Source organism: Haemophilus parainfluenzae T3T1 (assembly GCF_000210895.1).
In the GTDB taxonomy this organism is placed as follows: Bacteria; Pseudomonadota; Gammaproteobacteria; order Enterobacterales; family Pasteurellaceae; genus Haemophilus_D; species Haemophilus_D parainfluenzae_A.
In genome coordinates this window covers 827,501-844,867 of the sequence record NC_015964.1, presented here as the reverse complement: position 1 = coordinate 844,867, position 17,367 = coordinate 827,501, and the positions used below count along the sequence as shown (strand labels likewise).

The 17,367-nt window shown below is 41.4% G+C and carries 16 protein-coding genes, 1 tRNA gene and 2 rRNA genes; 8 read left to right on the top strand and 11 right to left on the bottom strand.

The window, feature by feature from the left end; genetic code table 11:
* Positions 1 to 114: 114 nt before the first annotated feature.
* Complete coding sequence (locus tag PARA_RS10295) at positions 115 to 267, bottom strand: DUF1232 domain-containing protein (protein ID WP_005696968.1); 153 nt, start codon at positions 265 to 267, stop codon at positions 115 to 117.
* Positions 268 to 302: 35 nt separating this feature from the next.
* On the bottom strand, positions 303 to 563 hold the full coding sequence (locus tag PARA_RS04270) for a YfhL family 4Fe-4S dicluster ferredoxin (RefSeq protein WP_014064693.1): 261 nt from the start codon (positions 561 to 563) through the stop codon (positions 303 to 305).
* A 75-nt stretch (positions 564 to 638) separates the two neighbouring features.
* Between PARA_RS04270 and PARA_RS04265 the strand changes: the two genes are divergently transcribed.
* The 5 genes from PARA_RS04265 to PARA_RS04245 all read left to right on the top strand — a co-directional run bounded on the left by PARA_RS04265 (position 639) and on the right by PARA_RS04245 (position 5,214).
* Positions 639 to 1,352: a ribonuclease T2 family protein gene (locus PARA_RS04265; RefSeq protein ID WP_014064692.1), complete on the top strand. Its 714-nt coding sequence runs from the start codon at positions 639 to 641 to the stop codon at positions 1,350 to 1,352.
* A 98-nt stretch (positions 1,353 to 1,450) separates the two neighbouring features.
* Positions 1,451 to 2,611, top strand: coding sequence for a phosphoglycerate kinase (pgk, locus tag PARA_RS04260; protein WP_014064691.1), 1,161 nt, complete (start codon positions 1,451 to 1,453; stop codon positions 2,609 to 2,611).
* 68 nt (positions 2,612 to 2,679) lie between these two features.
* A complete protein-coding gene (locus tag PARA_RS04255; RefSeq protein WP_155106191.1) occupies positions 2,680 to 2,952 on the top strand; it encodes a hypothetical protein in 273 nt (90 codons plus the stop codon).
* A gap of 82 nt (positions 2,953 to 3,034) precedes the next feature.
* Positions 3,035 to 4,114, top strand: a complete 1,080-nt coding sequence (fbaA, locus tag PARA_RS04250; protein ID WP_014064690.1) for a class II fructose-bisphosphate aldolase — start codon at positions 3,035 to 3,037, stop codon at positions 4,112 to 4,114.
* Between the two features lie 68 nt (positions 4,115 to 4,182).
* Positions 4,183 to 5,214 (top strand): glycosyltransferase family 9 protein, encoded by a 1,032-nt coding sequence (locus PARA_RS04245; protein ID WP_041918220.1) that lies wholly within the window; start codon positions 4,183 to 4,185, stop codon positions 5,212 to 5,214.
* Here PARA_RS04245 and PARA_RS04240 read toward each other — a convergent pair.
* Positions 5,164 to 5,829 carry a YczE/YyaS/YitT family protein gene (locus tag PARA_RS04240; RefSeq protein WP_041918219.1) on the bottom strand — a complete coding sequence of 222 codons (666 nt, stop codon included), beginning with the start codon at positions 5,827 to 5,829 and terminating at the stop codon, positions 5,164 to 5,166. The genes PARA_RS04245 and PARA_RS04240 overlap by 51 nt on opposite strands.
* 190 nt (positions 5,830 to 6,019) lie before the next feature.
* Between PARA_RS04240 and PARA_RS04235 the strand changes: the two genes are divergently transcribed.
* Complete coding sequence (locus PARA_RS04235) at positions 6,020 to 7,561, top strand: YjjI family glycine radical enzyme (protein ID WP_014064687.1); 1,542 nt, start codon at positions 6,020 to 6,022, stop codon at positions 7,559 to 7,561.
* A 41-nt stretch (positions 7,562 to 7,602) separates the two neighbouring features.
* Here the strand turns inward: PARA_RS04235 and recQ are convergent, their stop codons facing one another.
* Together recQ and cyaY are read right to left on the bottom strand one after the other, a co-directional pair.
* Positions 7,603 to 9,468 (bottom strand): DNA helicase RecQ, encoded by a 1,866-nt coding sequence (gene recQ / locus PARA_RS04230; RefSeq protein ID WP_014064686.1) that lies wholly within the window; start codon positions 9,466 to 9,468, stop codon positions 7,603 to 7,605.
* Positions 9,468 to 9,773, bottom strand: coding sequence for an iron donor protein CyaY (cyaY, locus tag PARA_RS04225; protein WP_014064685.1), 306 nt, complete (start codon positions 9,771 to 9,773; stop codon positions 9,468 to 9,470). The genes recQ and cyaY overlap by 1 nt, the downstream gene beginning before the upstream one ends.
* Positions 9,774 to 9,868: 95 nt before the next feature.
* Here cyaY and lptM point away from each other — a divergent pair, with 95 nt between their 5' ends.
* Positions 9,869 to 9,994: an LPS translocon maturation chaperone LptM gene (gene lptM, locus PARA_RS10455; RefSeq protein WP_005696979.1), complete on the top strand. Its 126-nt coding sequence runs from the start codon at positions 9,869 to 9,871 to the stop codon at positions 9,992 to 9,994.
* A gap of 27 nt (positions 9,995 to 10,021) precedes the next feature.
* Complete coding sequence (lysA, locus tag PARA_RS04220; RefSeq protein ID WP_014064684.1) at positions 10,022 to 11,272, top strand: diaminopimelate decarboxylase; 1,251 nt, start codon at positions 10,022 to 10,024, stop codon at positions 11,270 to 11,272.
* Between the two features lie 48 nt (positions 11,273 to 11,320).
* Here lysA and hemN read toward each other — a convergent pair whose 3' ends face one another.
* The 6 genes from hemN to PARA_RS04190 all read right to left on the bottom strand — a co-directional run bounded on the left by hemN (position 11,321) and on the right by PARA_RS04190 (position 17,288).
* Positions 11,321 to 12,688: an oxygen-independent coproporphyrinogen III oxidase gene (gene hemN, locus PARA_RS04215; protein ID WP_014064683.1), complete on the bottom strand. Its 1,368-nt coding sequence runs from the start codon at positions 12,686 to 12,688 to the stop codon at positions 11,321 to 11,323.
* Entirely contained in the window at positions 12,688 to 13,131 is a 444-nt protein-coding gene (locus PARA_RS04210) for a DUF2489 domain-containing protein (RefSeq protein ID WP_014064682.1), read from the bottom strand. Before PARA_RS04210 ends, hemN begins: the two co-directional genes overlap by 1 nt.
* A gap of 5 nt (positions 13,132 to 13,136) precedes the next feature.
* The gene (gene yihI, locus PARA_RS04205; protein WP_014064681.1) at positions 13,137 to 13,694 is read right to left on the bottom strand and encodes a Der GTPase-activating protein YihI; all 558 of its coding nucleotides are present in this window, start codon (positions 13,692 to 13,694) and stop codon (positions 13,137 to 13,139) included.
* 181 nt (positions 13,695 to 13,875) lie between these two features.
* A 5S ribosomal RNA gene (gene rrf / locus PARA_RS04200) occupies positions 13,876 to 13,991 on the bottom strand.
* A 142-nt stretch (positions 13,992 to 14,133) separates the two neighbouring features.
* Positions 14,134 to 17,032 (bottom strand): 23S ribosomal RNA (locus PARA_RS04195).
* A gap of 180 nt (positions 17,033 to 17,212) precedes the next feature.
* Positions 17,213 to 17,288, bottom strand: a tRNA-Glu gene (locus PARA_RS04190).
* Positions 17,289 to 17,367: the final 79 nt, after the last annotated feature.

Here is a 17,367-nt window from a genome sequence, read left to right as displayed (position 1 = left end):
TAGCGTTTAAAGTGAAATGATGAGGAAAGAAATTTTCCGACGCGTAGTTTAGAGAAATTGACGGGATTTTGCAAGAATGAGAAAAGCAAAGTGCGGTTGATTTTATTCAAGTTTTTATTTTTTCAATAAAATTCGAATTAATAAAGCAATGGCTGCCGCATCATCCACCAAACCTAATGGGCCAAGCACCGCTTCAGGCAAAATATCAATCGGACTGAACAAATAAATCAGAATAATGGCGATTTTAATTAACTTTGTTTTATTCATAGTCATTGGACGAAAAGAAAAAGATCAGGTAAATTCTACAACTTATCCGAATGGTGAATCATCACAAAACGTTCCCAAAGCTGCTCTTCGCTTTCTTGGTGTTCAGGATCTGGCTTAATGCAGTTTGTAATTGGGCAAACTTTTTGGCAGGTTGGCGTGTCATAATGACCAACACATTCCGTACAAAGTACAGGATCGATCACATAGATCTCCTCGCCGATTGAAATTGCTTCATTCGGACATTCGGGGAGACACATATCGCAGTTTGTGCATTTATTTGTGATCAGTAACGCCATACCATTCCTTTATATGAGAAAGCGGCGAATTATAGCCGACAAAAGCAAAATTGACAAAATTTAAACAGGATTTTTATGAAAAAACAGGTTTCTACTCTTTCCCTTATTGCCCTTGCCGCATTTAGCATTTGGCAATATTTTACTGAGCACAAAAAAGACACCAAACCCGCCCCAACAACCACACAACAGCAAAGTCAAAGTGCGGTCAAAAATACCAAAGATTTTGGTAATTATGATGTCATCATGCGTGATGATGCTATTGGGCAAAACAAAAACGCCCCTGTTGATTACTATATGTTGGCCTTATCTTGGTCGCCTGCATTCTGTGAAAAACAACGTGCGCAATATGGCAATAATTTACCTGATTCAGCGCAATATCAATGTAGTACAAAAAATCAATTTGGCTGGGTAGTGCATGGCTTATGGCCACAAAATGCCAATGCGCGTTCTGTTACGGATCATCCACGTTTTTGTAAGGGTGATTTAGCACCACTTCCAATTGAAACCCTCGAGCCTTACCTTTCAATCTCGCCAGGCGCAAAATTATTGCAAGGCGAATGGGAAAAACACGGTAGCTGTGCTTTTGATTCAGCAGAAGATTATTTCAAACAAGAGAAAGCATTATTTGAATCACTTTCCTTGCCAAACGAACAATTAAGCCGTAAAGAATTATTTCTATGGATGAAGCAACATAATCCGCAATTAAAAGGCGCTTATTTAGGCGCGAGCCATAATGAACTATTCATTTGTTACGATCGCCAGTGGGAAGTAATCGATTGCCAAAAATAAGCATAATTCGCTTTTTTATTTGATCTACATCGTTACAACCTAGTCAGAACTAGGTATAATGTTTAAGTTTAATTTTAACTAACCCAAGAGGAAAGATTATGTCAGTAATCAAAATGACCGACTTAGATTTAAAAGGTAAACGTGTATTTATTCGTGCGGACTTAAACGTACCAGTAAAAGATGGCAAAGTGACATCTGATGCGCGTATTCGTGCGACTATCCCGACGTTAAAACTGGCTTTAGAGAAAGGCGCAAAAGTGATGGTTACCTCTCACTTAGGTCGTCCAACTGAAGGCGAATTCAAACCTGAAGACTCTTTACAACCAGTTGTTGATTACTTAAAAGACGCAGGTTTCAATGTGCGTTTAGTACAAGACTACTTAAACGGTGTGGATGTTAAAGAAGGCGAAATCGTTGTTTTAGAAAACGTACGTGTAAACAAAGGTGAGAAGAAAAACGATCCTGAATTAGGTAAAAAATATGCCGCACTTTGCGATGTCTTCGTGATGGATGCATTCGGTACAGCTCACCGTGCACAAGCATCAACTTATGGCGTAGCGGAGTTTGCACCAGTTGCTTGTGCAGGTCCATTACTTGCAGCAGAATTAGATGCATTAGGTAAAGCATTAAAAGAACCAGCTCGTCCGATGGTTGCGATCGTAGGTGGTTCTAAAGTTTCCACTAAATTAGAAGTATTAAACTCTCTTTCAAAAATTGCTGACCAAATTATCGTGGGCGGTGGTATTGCAAATACTTTCATCGCGGCAGCTGGCCACAATGTGGGTAAATCGTTATATGAAGCAGATTTAATCCCTGTAGCAAAAGAATTAGCCGCAAGCACAGATATTCCTGTTCCAGTTGATGTACGTGTTGGTTTGGAGTTCACTGAAACTGCAGCTGCAACAGAAAAATCAGTGACTGAAGTAAAAGATGACGAATCTATCTTCGATATCGGTGATAAATCTGCAGAACAATTAGCAGAAATCATCAAAAATGCAAAAACCGTTTTATGGAATGGTCCAGTTGGTGTGTTTGAGTTCCCTAACTTCCGTAAAGGGACTGAAATCATTTCTCACGCAATTGCAAACAGCGATGCATTCTCTATCGCAGGGGGCGGTGATACTTTAGCGGCTATCGATTTATTCGGTATTGCAGATAAAATCTCTTACATCTCAACCGGTGGCGGTGCATTCTTAGAATTCGTTGAAGGTAAAGTATTACCTGCAGTAGAAATTCTTGAAAAACGCGCTAACGGTTAATTAGGGATAATTGCTAAGTATCCCCATTAATATACTACTAATCTAAGGTTTAATTATTTATGATAAATATGTCTAAAATTCTAGCACCTAATATATTAGCTAGTGCTATATTGTTGTTAACAGCTTGTAATAATGGTGGCTCAGGTGTCTACTACTACAAAGGGCAGTTAGTTGGATCTAGTTGGGACAGACAGGCTCAGTTAATGGAATGTATTTATAATATTTCAGGACAAAATGCTTTTGGTACCTTTCAAGGTTATTTACCTAGGGGGCAAACGTTATGTCCAAGATATGCCAAATGGTATTCTGACAACACAATGGACTTTATTTATCCTAATTAACCTATGTGTAGAAATTACTTTAGATTATCAAAAATTCTCCAATAGTGAACTTAATCCACACAACATATAAGGAAAAAGTAAAATGGCTAAATTATTAGATATCGTAAAACCTGGCGTAGTAACAGGTGAAGATGTTCAAAAAATCTTTGCTTATGCCAAAGCAAACAACTTCGCGATCCCTGCAGTGAACTGCGTAGGCTCTGACTCCGTAAATGCTGTATTGGAAACCGCTGCACGTGTAAAAGCACCAGTAATTATCCAATTCTCAAACGGCGGTGCAGCTTTCTACGCAGGTAAAGGTATCAAACCAACAAGCGGTGCACGTCCAGATGTTTTAGGTGCGATCGCAGGTGCAAAACACGTTCATACTTTAGCCAAAGAATACGGTGTGCCCGTTATTCTTCATACCGACCACGCAGCGAAAAAATTACTTCCATGGATCGATGGCTTACTTGAAGCGGGTGAAAAACACTTTGCAGAAACTGGTCGTCCATTATTCTCTTCTCACATGCTTGATTTATCTGAAGAGCCTATGGAAGAAAACATGGCAATCTGCCGTGAATACCTTGCTCGTATGGACAAATTAGGTATGACCCTTGAAATCGAAATCGGTATTACTGGTGGTGAAGAAGACGGCGTGGATAACTCAGATGTAGATGAATCTCGTTTATATACCCAACCGTCTGATGTGCTTTACGTTTACGACCAATTACATCCTGTAAGCCCTAACTTTACCGTTGCAGCAGCATTCGGTAACGTACACGGTGTTTACAAACCAGGTAACGTAAAATTAAAACCATCTATTCTAGGTGCCTCACAAGAGTTCGTTGCAAAAGAACGCAATCTACCAGCTAAACCAATCAACTTCGTCTTCCACGGTGGTTCAGGTTCTAGCCGCGAAGAAATCCGCGAAGCAATTAGCTATGGTGCAATCAAAATGAATATCGATACTGATACTCAATGGGCTGCATGGAATGGTATCTTAAACTTCTATAAAGCAAATGAAGCTTATCTTCAAGGTCAATTAGGTAACCCTGAAGGTCCTGATGCACCAAACAAAAAATACTACGACCCACGTGTTTGGTTACGTAAAATGGAAGAGTCAATGTCTAAACGCTTAGAACAATCTTTCGAAGACTTAAACTGCGTTGATGTTTTATAATCCATAAAAATAGACTAAAATGAGACCGCACTTTGTTAGTGCGGTTTTTTTATTTAACAAGAGAAAATATGAAAAAGATTTTAGTCATTCGTAACGATAAACTGGGTGATTTTGTTCAGGCATTTCCGGCTTTTGCGATATTGAAAGCCTCAAATCCCGAGCTAAAACTGACCGCACTTGTGCCGACTTATACCGCACCACTTGCACAAATTTGCCCTTATTTAGATGATGTTATCATTGATAGTGCCAAGAACGACAAAGCGGATTTCAATCGTCTTGTTAAAGAAATCAAAGAGCAGCAATTTGATGGCATGATTAGCTTCTTTTCCAATACCCATAACGGTAAATTAGCCTGGAAAAGTGGGATTCCTTATCGCCTTGCGCCCGCAACAAAATGGGTACAAATCCTTTATAACCATCGTTTAACACAACGCCGTTCACGTTCAGAAAAATCGGAAGCCGAGTACAATCAAGATCTGGCTCGGGCGTTCTTAAAGAAACACAACATGCCGATTGTGGAACCCAAACCACCTTACCTTTCATTTCCTGAAAGTGCGGTTAAAAATCAACGTGTTTTTCTTCAAGAACAATTAGGCTTATCGGGAGACAAAAAATGGGTATTTGTGCATAACGGAACAGGTGGTTCAGCAACAAGTCTCTCATTGTCACAATATGCTCAATTGATACAAGGTTTGTTAAGCGAATTTGATTGCCAGATTATCTTAACGGCAGGACCAGGTGAAAGTGAAAAAGCCCATGAGTTAGCGGCAAAAATCGACAGCCAAAATGTGGTGGTTTACGATAAGAATAAAGGATTAGTTGATTTTGCACATTCTCTGGCTTGTGCGGATTTATTCATTGCAGGCTCTACTGGACCATTGCATTTAAGCAGTGCATTCAATGTACCAACAATTGGATTCTATCCAAACAGTCGCTCATCTCAGCCTCGTCGTTGGAAACCGATTAACGATGCGGATAAACACCTTGCTTTCTGCCCGCCAAAAGGGAAAGACGAAATGAATTTAGGCTTAATTTCGATTGATGATGCCTTAGTGGAGATTATCCCCTTCGTGCGGAAGATGTGGCAAGCGAGCAATTGAGTTTAAGCATAACTGCACAATCCAACCTATTGCGGCGGCAAAAACAACGGTACCTATTCCGACTGTGCCGCCGAGAATATAACCTAACACACAAACCGACACTTCAAGGCTTGTTCTCACAATCCCTACTTTTAAATGAAGTCGTTGACAAAGCCCTACCATTAAACCATCTCGCGGGCCTGCTCCTTGATGACAAGTTAAATACAATGCTGTTCCTAATCCATAAAGCAAAAGCCCAATTCCACCGAATAAAATTCGGCTAAAAAGTGCGGTTGGTTCTGGCACAATTTTCGTGGTTAAGCCAAGGAAAAAGGCAATCACAATAATATTCAGAATAGTGCCAAGCCCAAGCCTTAATTTTAGGGGAATCCAGGCTAACATGACCAAACAGCTAATCCAAAATGATGACCAACCGATACTTACCTTAGCTTGTAATGCCACACCTTGAGAAAGCACGGTCCAAGGTGAGGAACCCAAATTAGCAAGCACAATCAAGCCATCTCCAATGCCCAGTATTGCCAATGCAAATAAGAGCATCGACATCGTTTTACCTTCGACTGACCATAGCGATTTGGCTGCCCAACTAGTGTGGGGAATCACCCGTGCTTTTTTCATATTATTCCCATTTCTATTTAACGCCGACATCATAATGGGAAACCCGATAAAACCCAAACATTTTAACGTCATATGATATAACCGAATTGACTGATAAATATCATAAATGTGATACAGATCACATTGTCAAAATTGTCATCACTCATTCACTGACTTAAAATAAGCTACCCTTTTTAATTAGGACATGATTATGCTTGCATCTCTTCAAGATATTTTGGATACCGTAAAATCCAATACACTCACCTATCAACAAAAACTCATGTGTTTAGGCAATATCGCCGAGCGATTATTTGATCCTCGTGAATTATTAGGCTACACGGATGAAGAATGGCAATTCCTTCAAAATCAAATGATCTGTGATTTAAACGAAGGCTATGCGATTTATCGCCCCCGCTATATTTTGCCAGATTACAATGTGTATATTGAAAAAGGCTGTGAATTCCTTGAATTGCCAGCCCCTAAGAATCTTGATGACGTATTAGATGGCTTATTGATTTTATATTCCCACGTGCCCTCCATTACCACATTCCCAGTTTACATTGGTCGTTTAGACGTGCTACTTGATCCGTTTATTACCGATGAGGAACAAGACTACATCAAAATTAAACGTTTCTTAAATCATGTGGATAAAACTGTGCCGGATTCATTCTGTCATGCCAATATTGGCCCTTATGACACCAAAGCAGGGCGCTTGATTTTAAAAGCGGTAATTGAGTTAGAAGCACCGACGCCAAATATGACCATTCGTTACGATAAGAGCAAAACAAGTCGTGAATTTGCAGAATTAGCCGCAAAAGCGTGCTTATTGGTTTCTAAACCATCTTTTGCCAATGATGCTTACTACATTTCTGACTTAGGCGAACAATATGGCATTGCAAGCTGCTATAACGCATTACCTGAATGTGGCGGGGCTTATACTCTCACTCGTTTGCGCTTAGGGACTATCGCGCGCGCCTGTAAAACCGTGGATGAAATGATCAATGAGCTCTTACCTCGTGTAGCAAAATGTGCACTTTCCACTATGGATAAACGCCATAAATTTGTAGTGGAAGAAAGCAACTTCTTCAATACCTCATTCCTCGAAAAAGAAGGTTTTATCAAACGCACTAATTTTACGGGGATGTTTGCCATTGTAGGACTTGCAGATGCAGCGAATCACTTGCTACAACAAGAAGGCTTAAATGAAACCTTTGGTAAAAGCCAACGCGGTGATGAAATTGCGACCATGATTATGGATAAATTGAAAGAAGTCACAGATAACCATGAAGGCGTGTATGCGGAACGCACGGGCAATCGTTATTTATTACATGCGCAAGTAGGCGCAAGCAACCATGAAGAAGATAAACGTAATGCGCCTGCGCATCGTATTCGTGTGGGTGAAGAACCAACGTTATTGGCTCATTTAAAACAATCCGCGCCATTCCATAAATACTTCCCATCAGGTACGGGAGATTTGTTTGCCTTTGACCAAACCTATGTGGATCATTTAGATGCCGTCGTTGATATTATCGATGGTTCATTTGCTCAAGGTTACCGCTATATCACCACTTACCTTAAAAACACCGATTTGATTCGTGTAACGGGCTATTTGGTGAAGAAAAGCGAAGTGGAAAAATACCGTAAAGGAGAAGTAGCACTGCGTGATACCACTTGGTATGGTTCGGGTACCGATGATTGTGCACAAGTCTTTGACCGTCAATTACGTGATGAACAAGATGTAAGCGCAAGCTAGAAAAAAGTGCGGTCGAAAAATCTTCTGTTTTTTGACCGCACTTATTCTTTTTCTACCTTTTCTAAAATTGCTTTATGTTCTCGAATCAATGCCATAAACGGCTGCCCAAAGCGTTCTAATTTGATCGCCCCGACTCCATTAATTTGTAGCATTTCAATATTACTTGTTGGCATATATTGCGCCATTTCTTGCAACGTCGCATCGTTAAAGACAATATACGGTGGAATATTTTCCTTATCCGCTAGCTGCTTCCGTAGGAAACGCAAGCGAGCAAACAGATCTTTATCGTAATTTGCCACCGTATTTTTATGAGATGTATGCACAATTTTATTAATGGATGAAATACGCGGCATCGCTAATTCAAGAGGCACTTCGCCTTTTAAAACAGGGCGTGCACTTTCTGTGAGCTGAAGCGTTGCACTATTAAACTCACCGATCACTTGTTGAATAAAACCAAGGTGGATAAGCTGGCGAATCACGGATTGCCAATGTTCTTTGCTTTTATCTTTACCAATGCCATAAACACTTAACTTATCATGTTGGCGTTCTAGAATTTTTTGATTATGCATCCCACGCAATACCGCAATCACATATTGCACACCGAAACACTGCCCTACACGATAAATCGTCGACATCACTTTTTGTGCATCAATTAAGCCATCATATTTCTTTGGTGGATCAAGACAAATATCGCAGTTTTGGCAAGGTGTTTGACGATGTTCGCCAAAATAATTGAGTAATACCAAGCGGCGACAAGTTTGACTTTCGGCAAATTCACCGATAGCTTCCAATTTATGTTGCTCAATTTGACGTTGTGGCGTCTCTGATTTCTCTAGCAGAATTTTCTGTAACCAAGCATAATCAGCCAGTTCGTAGAAAAGCACCGCTTCCGCAGGTAAATCATCTCTCCCCGCGCGACCAGTTTCTTGATAATATGATTCAATGCTTCTCGGCAAATCAAAATGGGCGACAAAACGCACATTAGATTTATTAATGCCCATGCCAAACGCAATCGTCGCAACCACGACTTGAATATTATCTCGTTGAAAATCTTGTTGGACGCGTTCACGTAGTGCGGTTTCCATTCCCGCATGATACGCCGCAGCCGACACGCCTTTATTTCGCAAAGTTTCTGCTATACGTTCCACCTTCGAACGACTATTGCAATACACAATGCCACTTTTGCCTTTTTGAGCTAACACAAAACGGGTGAGCTGCTCCATCGGCTTAAACTTTTCTTCCAACGTATAACGAATATTCGGACGGTCAAAACTGCCGATGTATTTGTGAGGATGGTCTAATTTAAGATGAGTGAGAATATCCTGTCTTGTCGCATAATCCGCCGTAGCCGTTAATGCCATAATTGGCGCATTTGGAAAAGCTGCTTTTAAGCCGCCAAGTTGGGTATATTCAGGACGGAAATCATGGCCCCACTGTGAAATACAATGGGCTTCATCAATGGCGATAAAGGAAATTTGAGCATAAGAAATCAGCTGAAAAAAGCTGTTTGTCATCACTTTTTCAGGCGAAACATATAATAATTTTAATTGTCCTGAAATCAGCTTATTTTCAACTTGCTGTTGTTGTTCTGGTGTCTGACTAGAGTTTAGAAAATCAGCTTCAATACCGTTTGCTTGGAGTTGATCCACCTGATCTTTCATTAAAGAAATCAAAGGCGAAATCACTAATGTGAGACCAGGAAAACAAAGTGCTGGAATTTGATAACACAAGGATTTGCCATTTCCTGTGGCCATCACCACTAAGGCATCTTGACCGCTTAATGCAGCATGAATCACTTCTTCCTGCCCTTTGCGGAAAGATTGGTAACCAAAAACAGACCGCAACATATTAAGTGCGGTCGTTTTTAAGTCTGTTTTTTGCGGGGCATGTTCCGCGAGTTCGGCCATTAGAATGTTACCGTTTCTCCGTGAGCGGCAACCGCCTCGGTTAAACAATCCCAAAAGCGTTTGCCATCATTTGCCACCCAATCATTGTTTTTATAGGCAAAATGAAATCCACCCAAGCGGCTCGCAAGCCAAAGCTCAAGAAGCGGTTCTTGCTTATTAATCACGATTTGTGAGCGGTCATCAAATGTGATCGTGAATACCGAACCTTGTGTTTCGCAATCCACATCGCAATCTTGATTCTCTAACGCTTCTTCAATTTTTTGCCAAACCTGTTCAATATTTTGGTGAAATTCTGCAACATTCATAAAATTTTCCGATTAAATCTGATAGAATGCCGTGAATTATAAAGCCTTTCGCCTCGTTGGCAAAGGCAGATTTTACTTATTAGAGAGATTGAAAAATGAAAAAATTACTTTCTATTTTGTTATTAGGTGCATTTTGTACTTTGGCTACAGGTTGCGGCGTAAAAGGGCCATTATATTTCCCTGAAAAAGAACAGCCGCAAAACACACAAAAAACACAATAAAAACTGACCGCACTTAAAGGATTCGTCATGGATTTTTTCCAATATAAAAACGAGCAACTTTATGTTGAAGATTTGCCCGTCAAACAACTCGCTGAAGAATTTGGCACACCGCTTTATATTTATTCTCGTGCCACGCTTGAGCGCCATTGGCATGCTTTTGATTCAGCCTTAGGAGATCATCCGCACTTAATTTGCTATGCCGTAAAAGCCAATTCCAATATTGGTATATTGAATGTCATGGCAAAATTAGGCTCAGGCTTTGATATCGTTTCACAGGGCGAATTAGAACGCGTCTTAGAGGCTGGTGGAGAGGCTTCAAAAGTGGTCTTTTCTGGTGTAGCAAAATCTCGTGCCGAAATTATGCGAGCGTTAGAAGTAGGCATTCGTTGTTTTAATGTGGAATCTGTCGCGGAACTACATCACATCAACCAAATTGCAGGCGAAATGGGGAAAATTGCGCCTATTTCTTTACGTGTAAACCCCGATGTTGATGCCCATACACATCCTTACATTTCCACTGGATTAAAAGAAAATAAATTTGGTGTGAGCGTAGATGAAGCGCGTGAGGTATATAAATTAGCAGCAACCTTACCTCATGTAAGAATTACGGGTATGGATTGTCATATTGGCTCTCAGCTTACGGAATTACAGCCCTTCTTAGATGCAACTGATCGCCTTATTCGTTTAATAGAACAGTTACAAGAAGATGGCATCACGTTAAAACACTTAGATCTCGGCGGTGGTTTAGGCGTAACTTATACTGATGAAACACCTCCACACCCAAGTGATTATGCCGCTGCGTTACTGAATAAATTAAAAGGCTATGAAAATCTCGAAATTATTCTAGAACCGGGTCGAGCGATCGCGGCGAATGCGGGGATTTTAGTAGCTAAAGTTCAATACCTAAAAAGTAATGAAAGCCGTAACTTCGCGATTACCGATACTGGCATGAACGATATGATTCGCCCAGCGCTCTATGAAGCCTATATGAACATCATTGAAATTGACCGCACTTTAGGGCGTGAAAAAGCCATTTATGATGTTGTTGGCCCGGTATGCGAAACCTCTGACTTCCTAGGTAAACAGCGTGAATTAGCCATTGCTGAAGGGGATTATATTGCTCAACGCTCTGCAGGAGCTTATGGTGCAAGTATGTCTTCAAACTATAATTCTCGTCCACGTACGGCAGAAGTGTTAGTGGATGGAGATAAAGCTCATTTAATTCGTCGCAGAGAAAATTTCAGCGAATTATGGGCACTAGAAAGTATTGCAAAATAAATAAAAAGAAAAACGGTCAAGATATAAGTCTTGACCGTTTTTGTATGACTAAATAATTCGAGAGAATTGTTGTCGTTTTGCGGCTGCTCTTGAATAGGTATCAAAGCATAAGCAAATATTACGGATTAATAATCGACCCTTAGGCGAAACCTGTAAGCCTGTTTCCGTTTCAGAAATTAATCCATCTTCAAGTAATGGCTGTAATAACTGTAAATCTTCAGCAAAGTGCTTTTTGAAATCAATATTATATTGTTTTTCAATTGATGCAAAATCAAGCTTAAAGTTACAAATCAATTGCTTAATCACATCACGGCGTAAGCAATCTTCTTCAGTCATCGCTAAACCTTTATGTAATGCAATTCCTGAATTTTCTACATCATGATAATAATGTTTTAATTCTTTTTGGTTTTGAGCATATGTATCACCTAATAAACTAATAGCGGATACACCTAAACCGAGCAAATCACATTCTTCTTGCGTGGTATAGCCTTGGAAATTTCGGTGTAAGATACCTTTCTCTTGGGCAATCGCTAATTCATCATCGGGTTTAGCAAAGTGATCCATACCGATAAACTTATAACCCGCATTACCTAAGGTTTCGATCGTTTTCTGTAAGATTTCTAACTTGGTTTCTGGTGGCGGTAATTGATCTTCTTTAATTTTTGCTTGCCCCGCAAATCGACTTGGCAAATGGGCATAGTTAAAGATACTTAAACGATCTGGATTCAATTCAATCACTTTATGTAATGTGAACATAAAACTTTCTACATTTTGAAGTGGCAATCCATAAATTAAATCAAGGTTCGTCGATTGGAAACCTAACTCACGAGCGCGAACAAGCAATGCATTCACAAACTCTTCATCTTGTTCACGATTTACCGCTTTTTGAACCGCTTTATTAAAATCTTGTACGCCCATACTAATTCGATTAAAACCAATATTGCGTAAATGATCAAGCATGTCGAGTTCAATCTCGCGTGGGTCCATCTCAATGCTGACTTCTGCATTATCTGCAATCGTAAAATGCTCTTTAAGCATCTTCATCAAACGAGCAGATTGTTCTTCTGTCAAATAAGTCGGTGTACCGCCGCCCCAATGCACTTGAGTCGCAACACGATTTTTGAATAATTCTGAACGCGCTTTGATTTCTTTTTCAAGATAATCAAGATAAATATCCGCCTTATGTTGATGACGAGTAATCACCTTATTACAGCCACAGAAATAGCAAAGTTTGTGACAAAACGGAATGTGTACGTAAAGGGAAAGTGGTCTTTCCGGATAACGATTAGCCGCTGCAATAAAATCTTCGTTTGTATAACTTTCATTAAATTCTAATGCAGTTGGATAAGATGTATAACGAGGTCCTGATTGGTTATATTTTTGAATTAACGCAAGATCCCAAATAATTTCAGACATTAAACTTCCCCAAATTTCTCTACGTCATTTAAAAACTGACGTAACTCCAACATAATTTCTTCTTCAAATTTTACTTCTGCACTTTCTCGCTCAAGATCGAGTTTCATTCTTTCTTTTTTTAACAATGCTTTCCGAGCTTCATGCGTAGGCATTTCTTTTACAATATTATAAAGTGCATACATCGCTTGATATGGCTTTAAAGATTGTCCAAAAGGGAGTAAAAGCATTGATAAACGAATTACCCCTTCTGAATGGTTGCAATCTCCATTTTGCATCGCTTTAGCGATAATTACCATACTCTCTTTTAGGCGTTTTGTACGCGCTATTTTAGCCTGTTTAATGAGAGTGTTTTGCTCGCGTAACTTCCTAAGTAATTTGAAAGCATAGAATGATACGCCAGCAATAATTCCCAAAGCAATAATACTTAAAATAATCGGCCACATGACACTTATCTGAATTGGTTGATATCAATTTTCTCGAAGGTTCGATAGAGATCATCCTCTGTCTCCTCTTCATCTTGAATACCTAATTCTTCCATTAATTGAGCAATACGATCTAAGCATTCATCCACAAATTGTTGATCAGCTTTACTAATCGTTTTGCCTTCATCTAAGGCATCCAATAATTCATTTAGAATTTCATTATTTTCTAAACGCTCTAACTCAATTTCGGGCGCAAGTTTTTTCGGTTCTTTTACTGCTGGAATTGTCATCCCTTTCTCAGGCTTATTCACAAATTCAACAATCAGTGGAACCTTTTTACGGCTACCAATACGCGGATCTTTTTGTTCAACGACTTGATTATGTTTATTTTGCTCTGCGTTACTATGACGAGAACCGGATGCTAAACCTTTATGTTTACGTTTTTTCTTATCTTCTCTTGCCTTAGCGTCTAATTCATAACGTGTTAATTTCTTACCTGATAGCTTCGGTGCTTCAGGTTTCTTATCCGATTTACGAATTGGCATAATATCGCTAATTTTACGAGTTTTCTTTTTACGAGCCATTTGTGTTGTTTATCCTATAAAAAATTTTGGTGATTGTACCATTCCACCTCTATTTTCTCATTAAAAGATTTAAACATCTTTAATAAAACTATTTTGATTTTGACCGCACTTTTACTTTATTAAAATCAAATCTAAAAACAAAAAACCCCAAGCCATTCAGCTCGGGGTTCTTCTATTCAGTACCTGGCGGTGTCCTACTCTCACATGGGGAAGCCCCACACTACCATCGGCGCATCGGCGTTTCACTTCTGAGTTCGGTATGGGGTCAGGTGGGACCACCGCTCTATCGCCGCCAGGATTATTCCTTTAATAACTCTATTTCTTTCTGTTCCGCTATCTCTAGCGCTCACAACCAAACAAGCTGATTTAACTTCAAAACTTTCTCTTTCTTCTCTGAGTTTGTTTCGTCTTCTCAACACCCAAAACCCTTGAGCGTTGTATAGTTAAGCCTCTCGGGCAATTAGTATCTGTTAGCTCAACGGCTCGCACCGCTTACACACCAGACCTATCTACGTCTTAGTCTTAAACAACCCTTACTGTCTTAAAGACAGGGAGAACTCATCTCTTGGCAAGTTTCGTGCTTAGATGCTTTCAGCACTTATCTCTTCCGCACTTAGCTACCCGGCAATGCGTCTGGCGACACAACCGGAACACCAGTGGTGCGTCCACTCCGGTCCTCTCGTACTAGGAGCAGCCCCAATCAATTCTCCAACGCCCACGGCAGATAGGGACCGAACTGTCTCACGACGTTCTAAACCCAGCTCGCGTACCACTTTAAATGGCGAACAGCCATACCCTTGGGACCTACTTCAGCCCCAGGATGTGATGAGCCGACATCGAGGTGCCAAACACCGCCGTCGATATGAACTCTTGGGCGGTATCAGCCTGTTATCCCCGGAGTACCTTTTATCCGTTGAGCGATGGCCCTTCCATTCAGAACCACCGGATCACTATGACCTACTTTCGTACCTGCTCGACTTGTCTGTCTCGCAGTTAAGCTTGCTTATACCATTGCACTAACCTGACGATGTCCGACCGTCATTAGCAAACCTTCGTGCTCCTCCGTTACTCTTTGGGAGGAGACCGCCCCAGTCAAACTACCCACCAGACACTGTCCGAGACCACGTTTCGTAATCTTCGTTAGAACATCAAACGTTAAAGGGTGGTATTTCAAGGACGACTCCAACAATACTGGCGTATCATCTTCATAGTCTCCCACCTATCCTACACATCAAAATTCAATGTTCAGTGTCAAGCTATAGTAAAGGTTCACGGGGTCTTTCCGTCTAGCCGCGGGTACACCGCATCTTCACGGCGATTTCAATTTCACTGAGTCTCGGGTGGAGACAGCCTGGCCATCATTATGCCATTCGTGCAGGTCGGAACTTACCCGACAAGGAATTTCGCTACCTTAGGACCGTTATAGTTACGGCCGCCGTTTACTGGGGCTTCGATCAGGAGCTTCTCTTTCGATTACACCATCAATTAACCTTCCAGCACCGGGCAGGCATCACACCCTATACGTCCACTTTCGTGTTTGCAGAGTGCTGTGTTTTTAATAAACAGTTGCAGCCAGCTGGTATCTTCGACCGGTTCAACCTTCGCCCGCAAGGGACTACAATCTACGCCGGCGCACCTTCTCCCGAAGTTACGGTGCTATTTTGCCTAGTTCCTTCACCCGAGTTCTCTCAAGCGCCTGAGTATTCTCTACCTGACCACCTGTGTCGGTTTTCAGTACGGTTTAGATAAACCTGAAGCTTAGTGGCTTTTCCTGGAAGTGTGGTATCGGTTACTTCAGCTCCGTAGAGCCTCGTCATCATCTCTCAGTGTTAAAGAAGTCCGGATTTGCCTAAACTTCACACCTACAAACTTAAACGCACATATCCAACAGTGCGATAACCTAACCTGCTCCGTCCCCACATCGCAGTTTATCCAAGTACGGGAATATTAACCCGTTTCCCATCGACTACGCTTTTCAGCCTCGCCTTAGGGGCCGACTCACCCTGCCCCGATTAACGTTGGACAGGAACCCTTGGTCTTCCGGCGAACGGGTTTTTCACCCGTTTTATCGTTACTTATGTCAGCATTCGCACTTCTGATACGTCCAGCAGCCCTCTCGAGCCACCTTCATCCGCTTACAGAACGCTCCCCTACCCAACAGACTTTCGTCTGATGCCGCAGCTTCGGTGCTATATTTGAGCCCCGTTACATCTTCCGCGCAGGCCGACTCGACTAGTGAGCTATTACGCTTTCTTTAAATGATGGCTGCTTCTAAGCCAACATCCTAGCTGTCTAAGCCTTCCCACTTCGTTTCCCACTTAATATAGACTTTGGGACCTTAGCTGGCGGTCTGGGTTGTTTCCCTCTCCACGACGGACGTTAGCACCCGCCGTGTGTCTCCTGAGTATCACTCTTCGGTATTCGTAGTTTGCATCGGGTTGGTAATCCGGGATGGACCCCTAGCCGAAACAGTGCTCTACCCCCGAAGGTGTCCGCTCAAGGCTCTACCTAAATAGATTTCGGGGAGAACCAGCTATCTCCCGGTTTGATTGGCCTTTCACCCCCAGCCACAAGTCATCCGCTAATTTTTCAACATTAGTCGGTTCGGTCCTCCAGTTAGTGTTACCCAACCTTCAACCTGCCCATGGCTAGATCACCGGGTTTCGGGTCTATACCTTGCAACTAGACGCCCAGTTAAGACTCGGTTTCCCTTCGGCTCCCCTATTCGGTTAACCTCGCTACAAAATATAAGTCGCTGACCCATTATACAAAAGGTACGCAGTCACCCTTAAAAGGGCTCCCACTGCTTGTACGTACAAGGTTTCAGGTTCTATTTCACTCCCCTCACCGGGGTTCTTTTCGCCTTTCCTTCACAGTACTGGTTCACTATCGGTCAATCAGGAGTATTTAGCCTTGGAGGATGGTCCCCCCATCTTCAAACAGGATATCACGTGTCCCGCCCTACTTATCGTTAGCTTAGTACCATGACCTGGACTTCGAGTACGGGGCTATCACCCTGTATCGCCAAGCTTCCCAGCTTGTTCCTCTGTCTCTGTCATTATCACTAACAGGCTCCTTCGCGTTCGCTCGCCGCTACTAACGAAATCTCGGTTGATTTCTTTTCCTCGGGGTACTTAGATGTTTCAGTTCTCCCGGTTTGCCTCACTTACCTATGGATTCAGTAAGTGATAGTAGATTCTTCATCTACTGGGTTTCCCCATTCGGACATCTTGGATTAAACGCCTCTTATCGACTCATCCAAGCTTTTCGCAGATTAGCACGTCCTTCATCGCCTCTGATTGCCAAGGCATCCACCTTGTACGCTTAGTCACTTAACTATACAACCTCAAAAATTCTTGATGTTGTGTTTTCAACTAAACACTTGATTGCTTTTGTTCAATCAAGATTTTATTCTTACTCAGACTTTTTCTTATCCTTAAAGGACTTGAAAGTCTCTTCAGTTTTTCAGCTTGTTTCCTGGTTGTTAAAGAACAGAAGATAATAAAGTTATCTTTATTTGGCGTCCCCACGGGGATTCGAACCCCGGTTACCGCCGTGAAAGGGCGATGTCCTAGGCCTCTAGACGATGGGGACAACAAATAAAGATACTCTATCTTACATTTTGCTTACGCACTTTTCTCTCTTCATTCATTTTCTACAATATATCAATCAA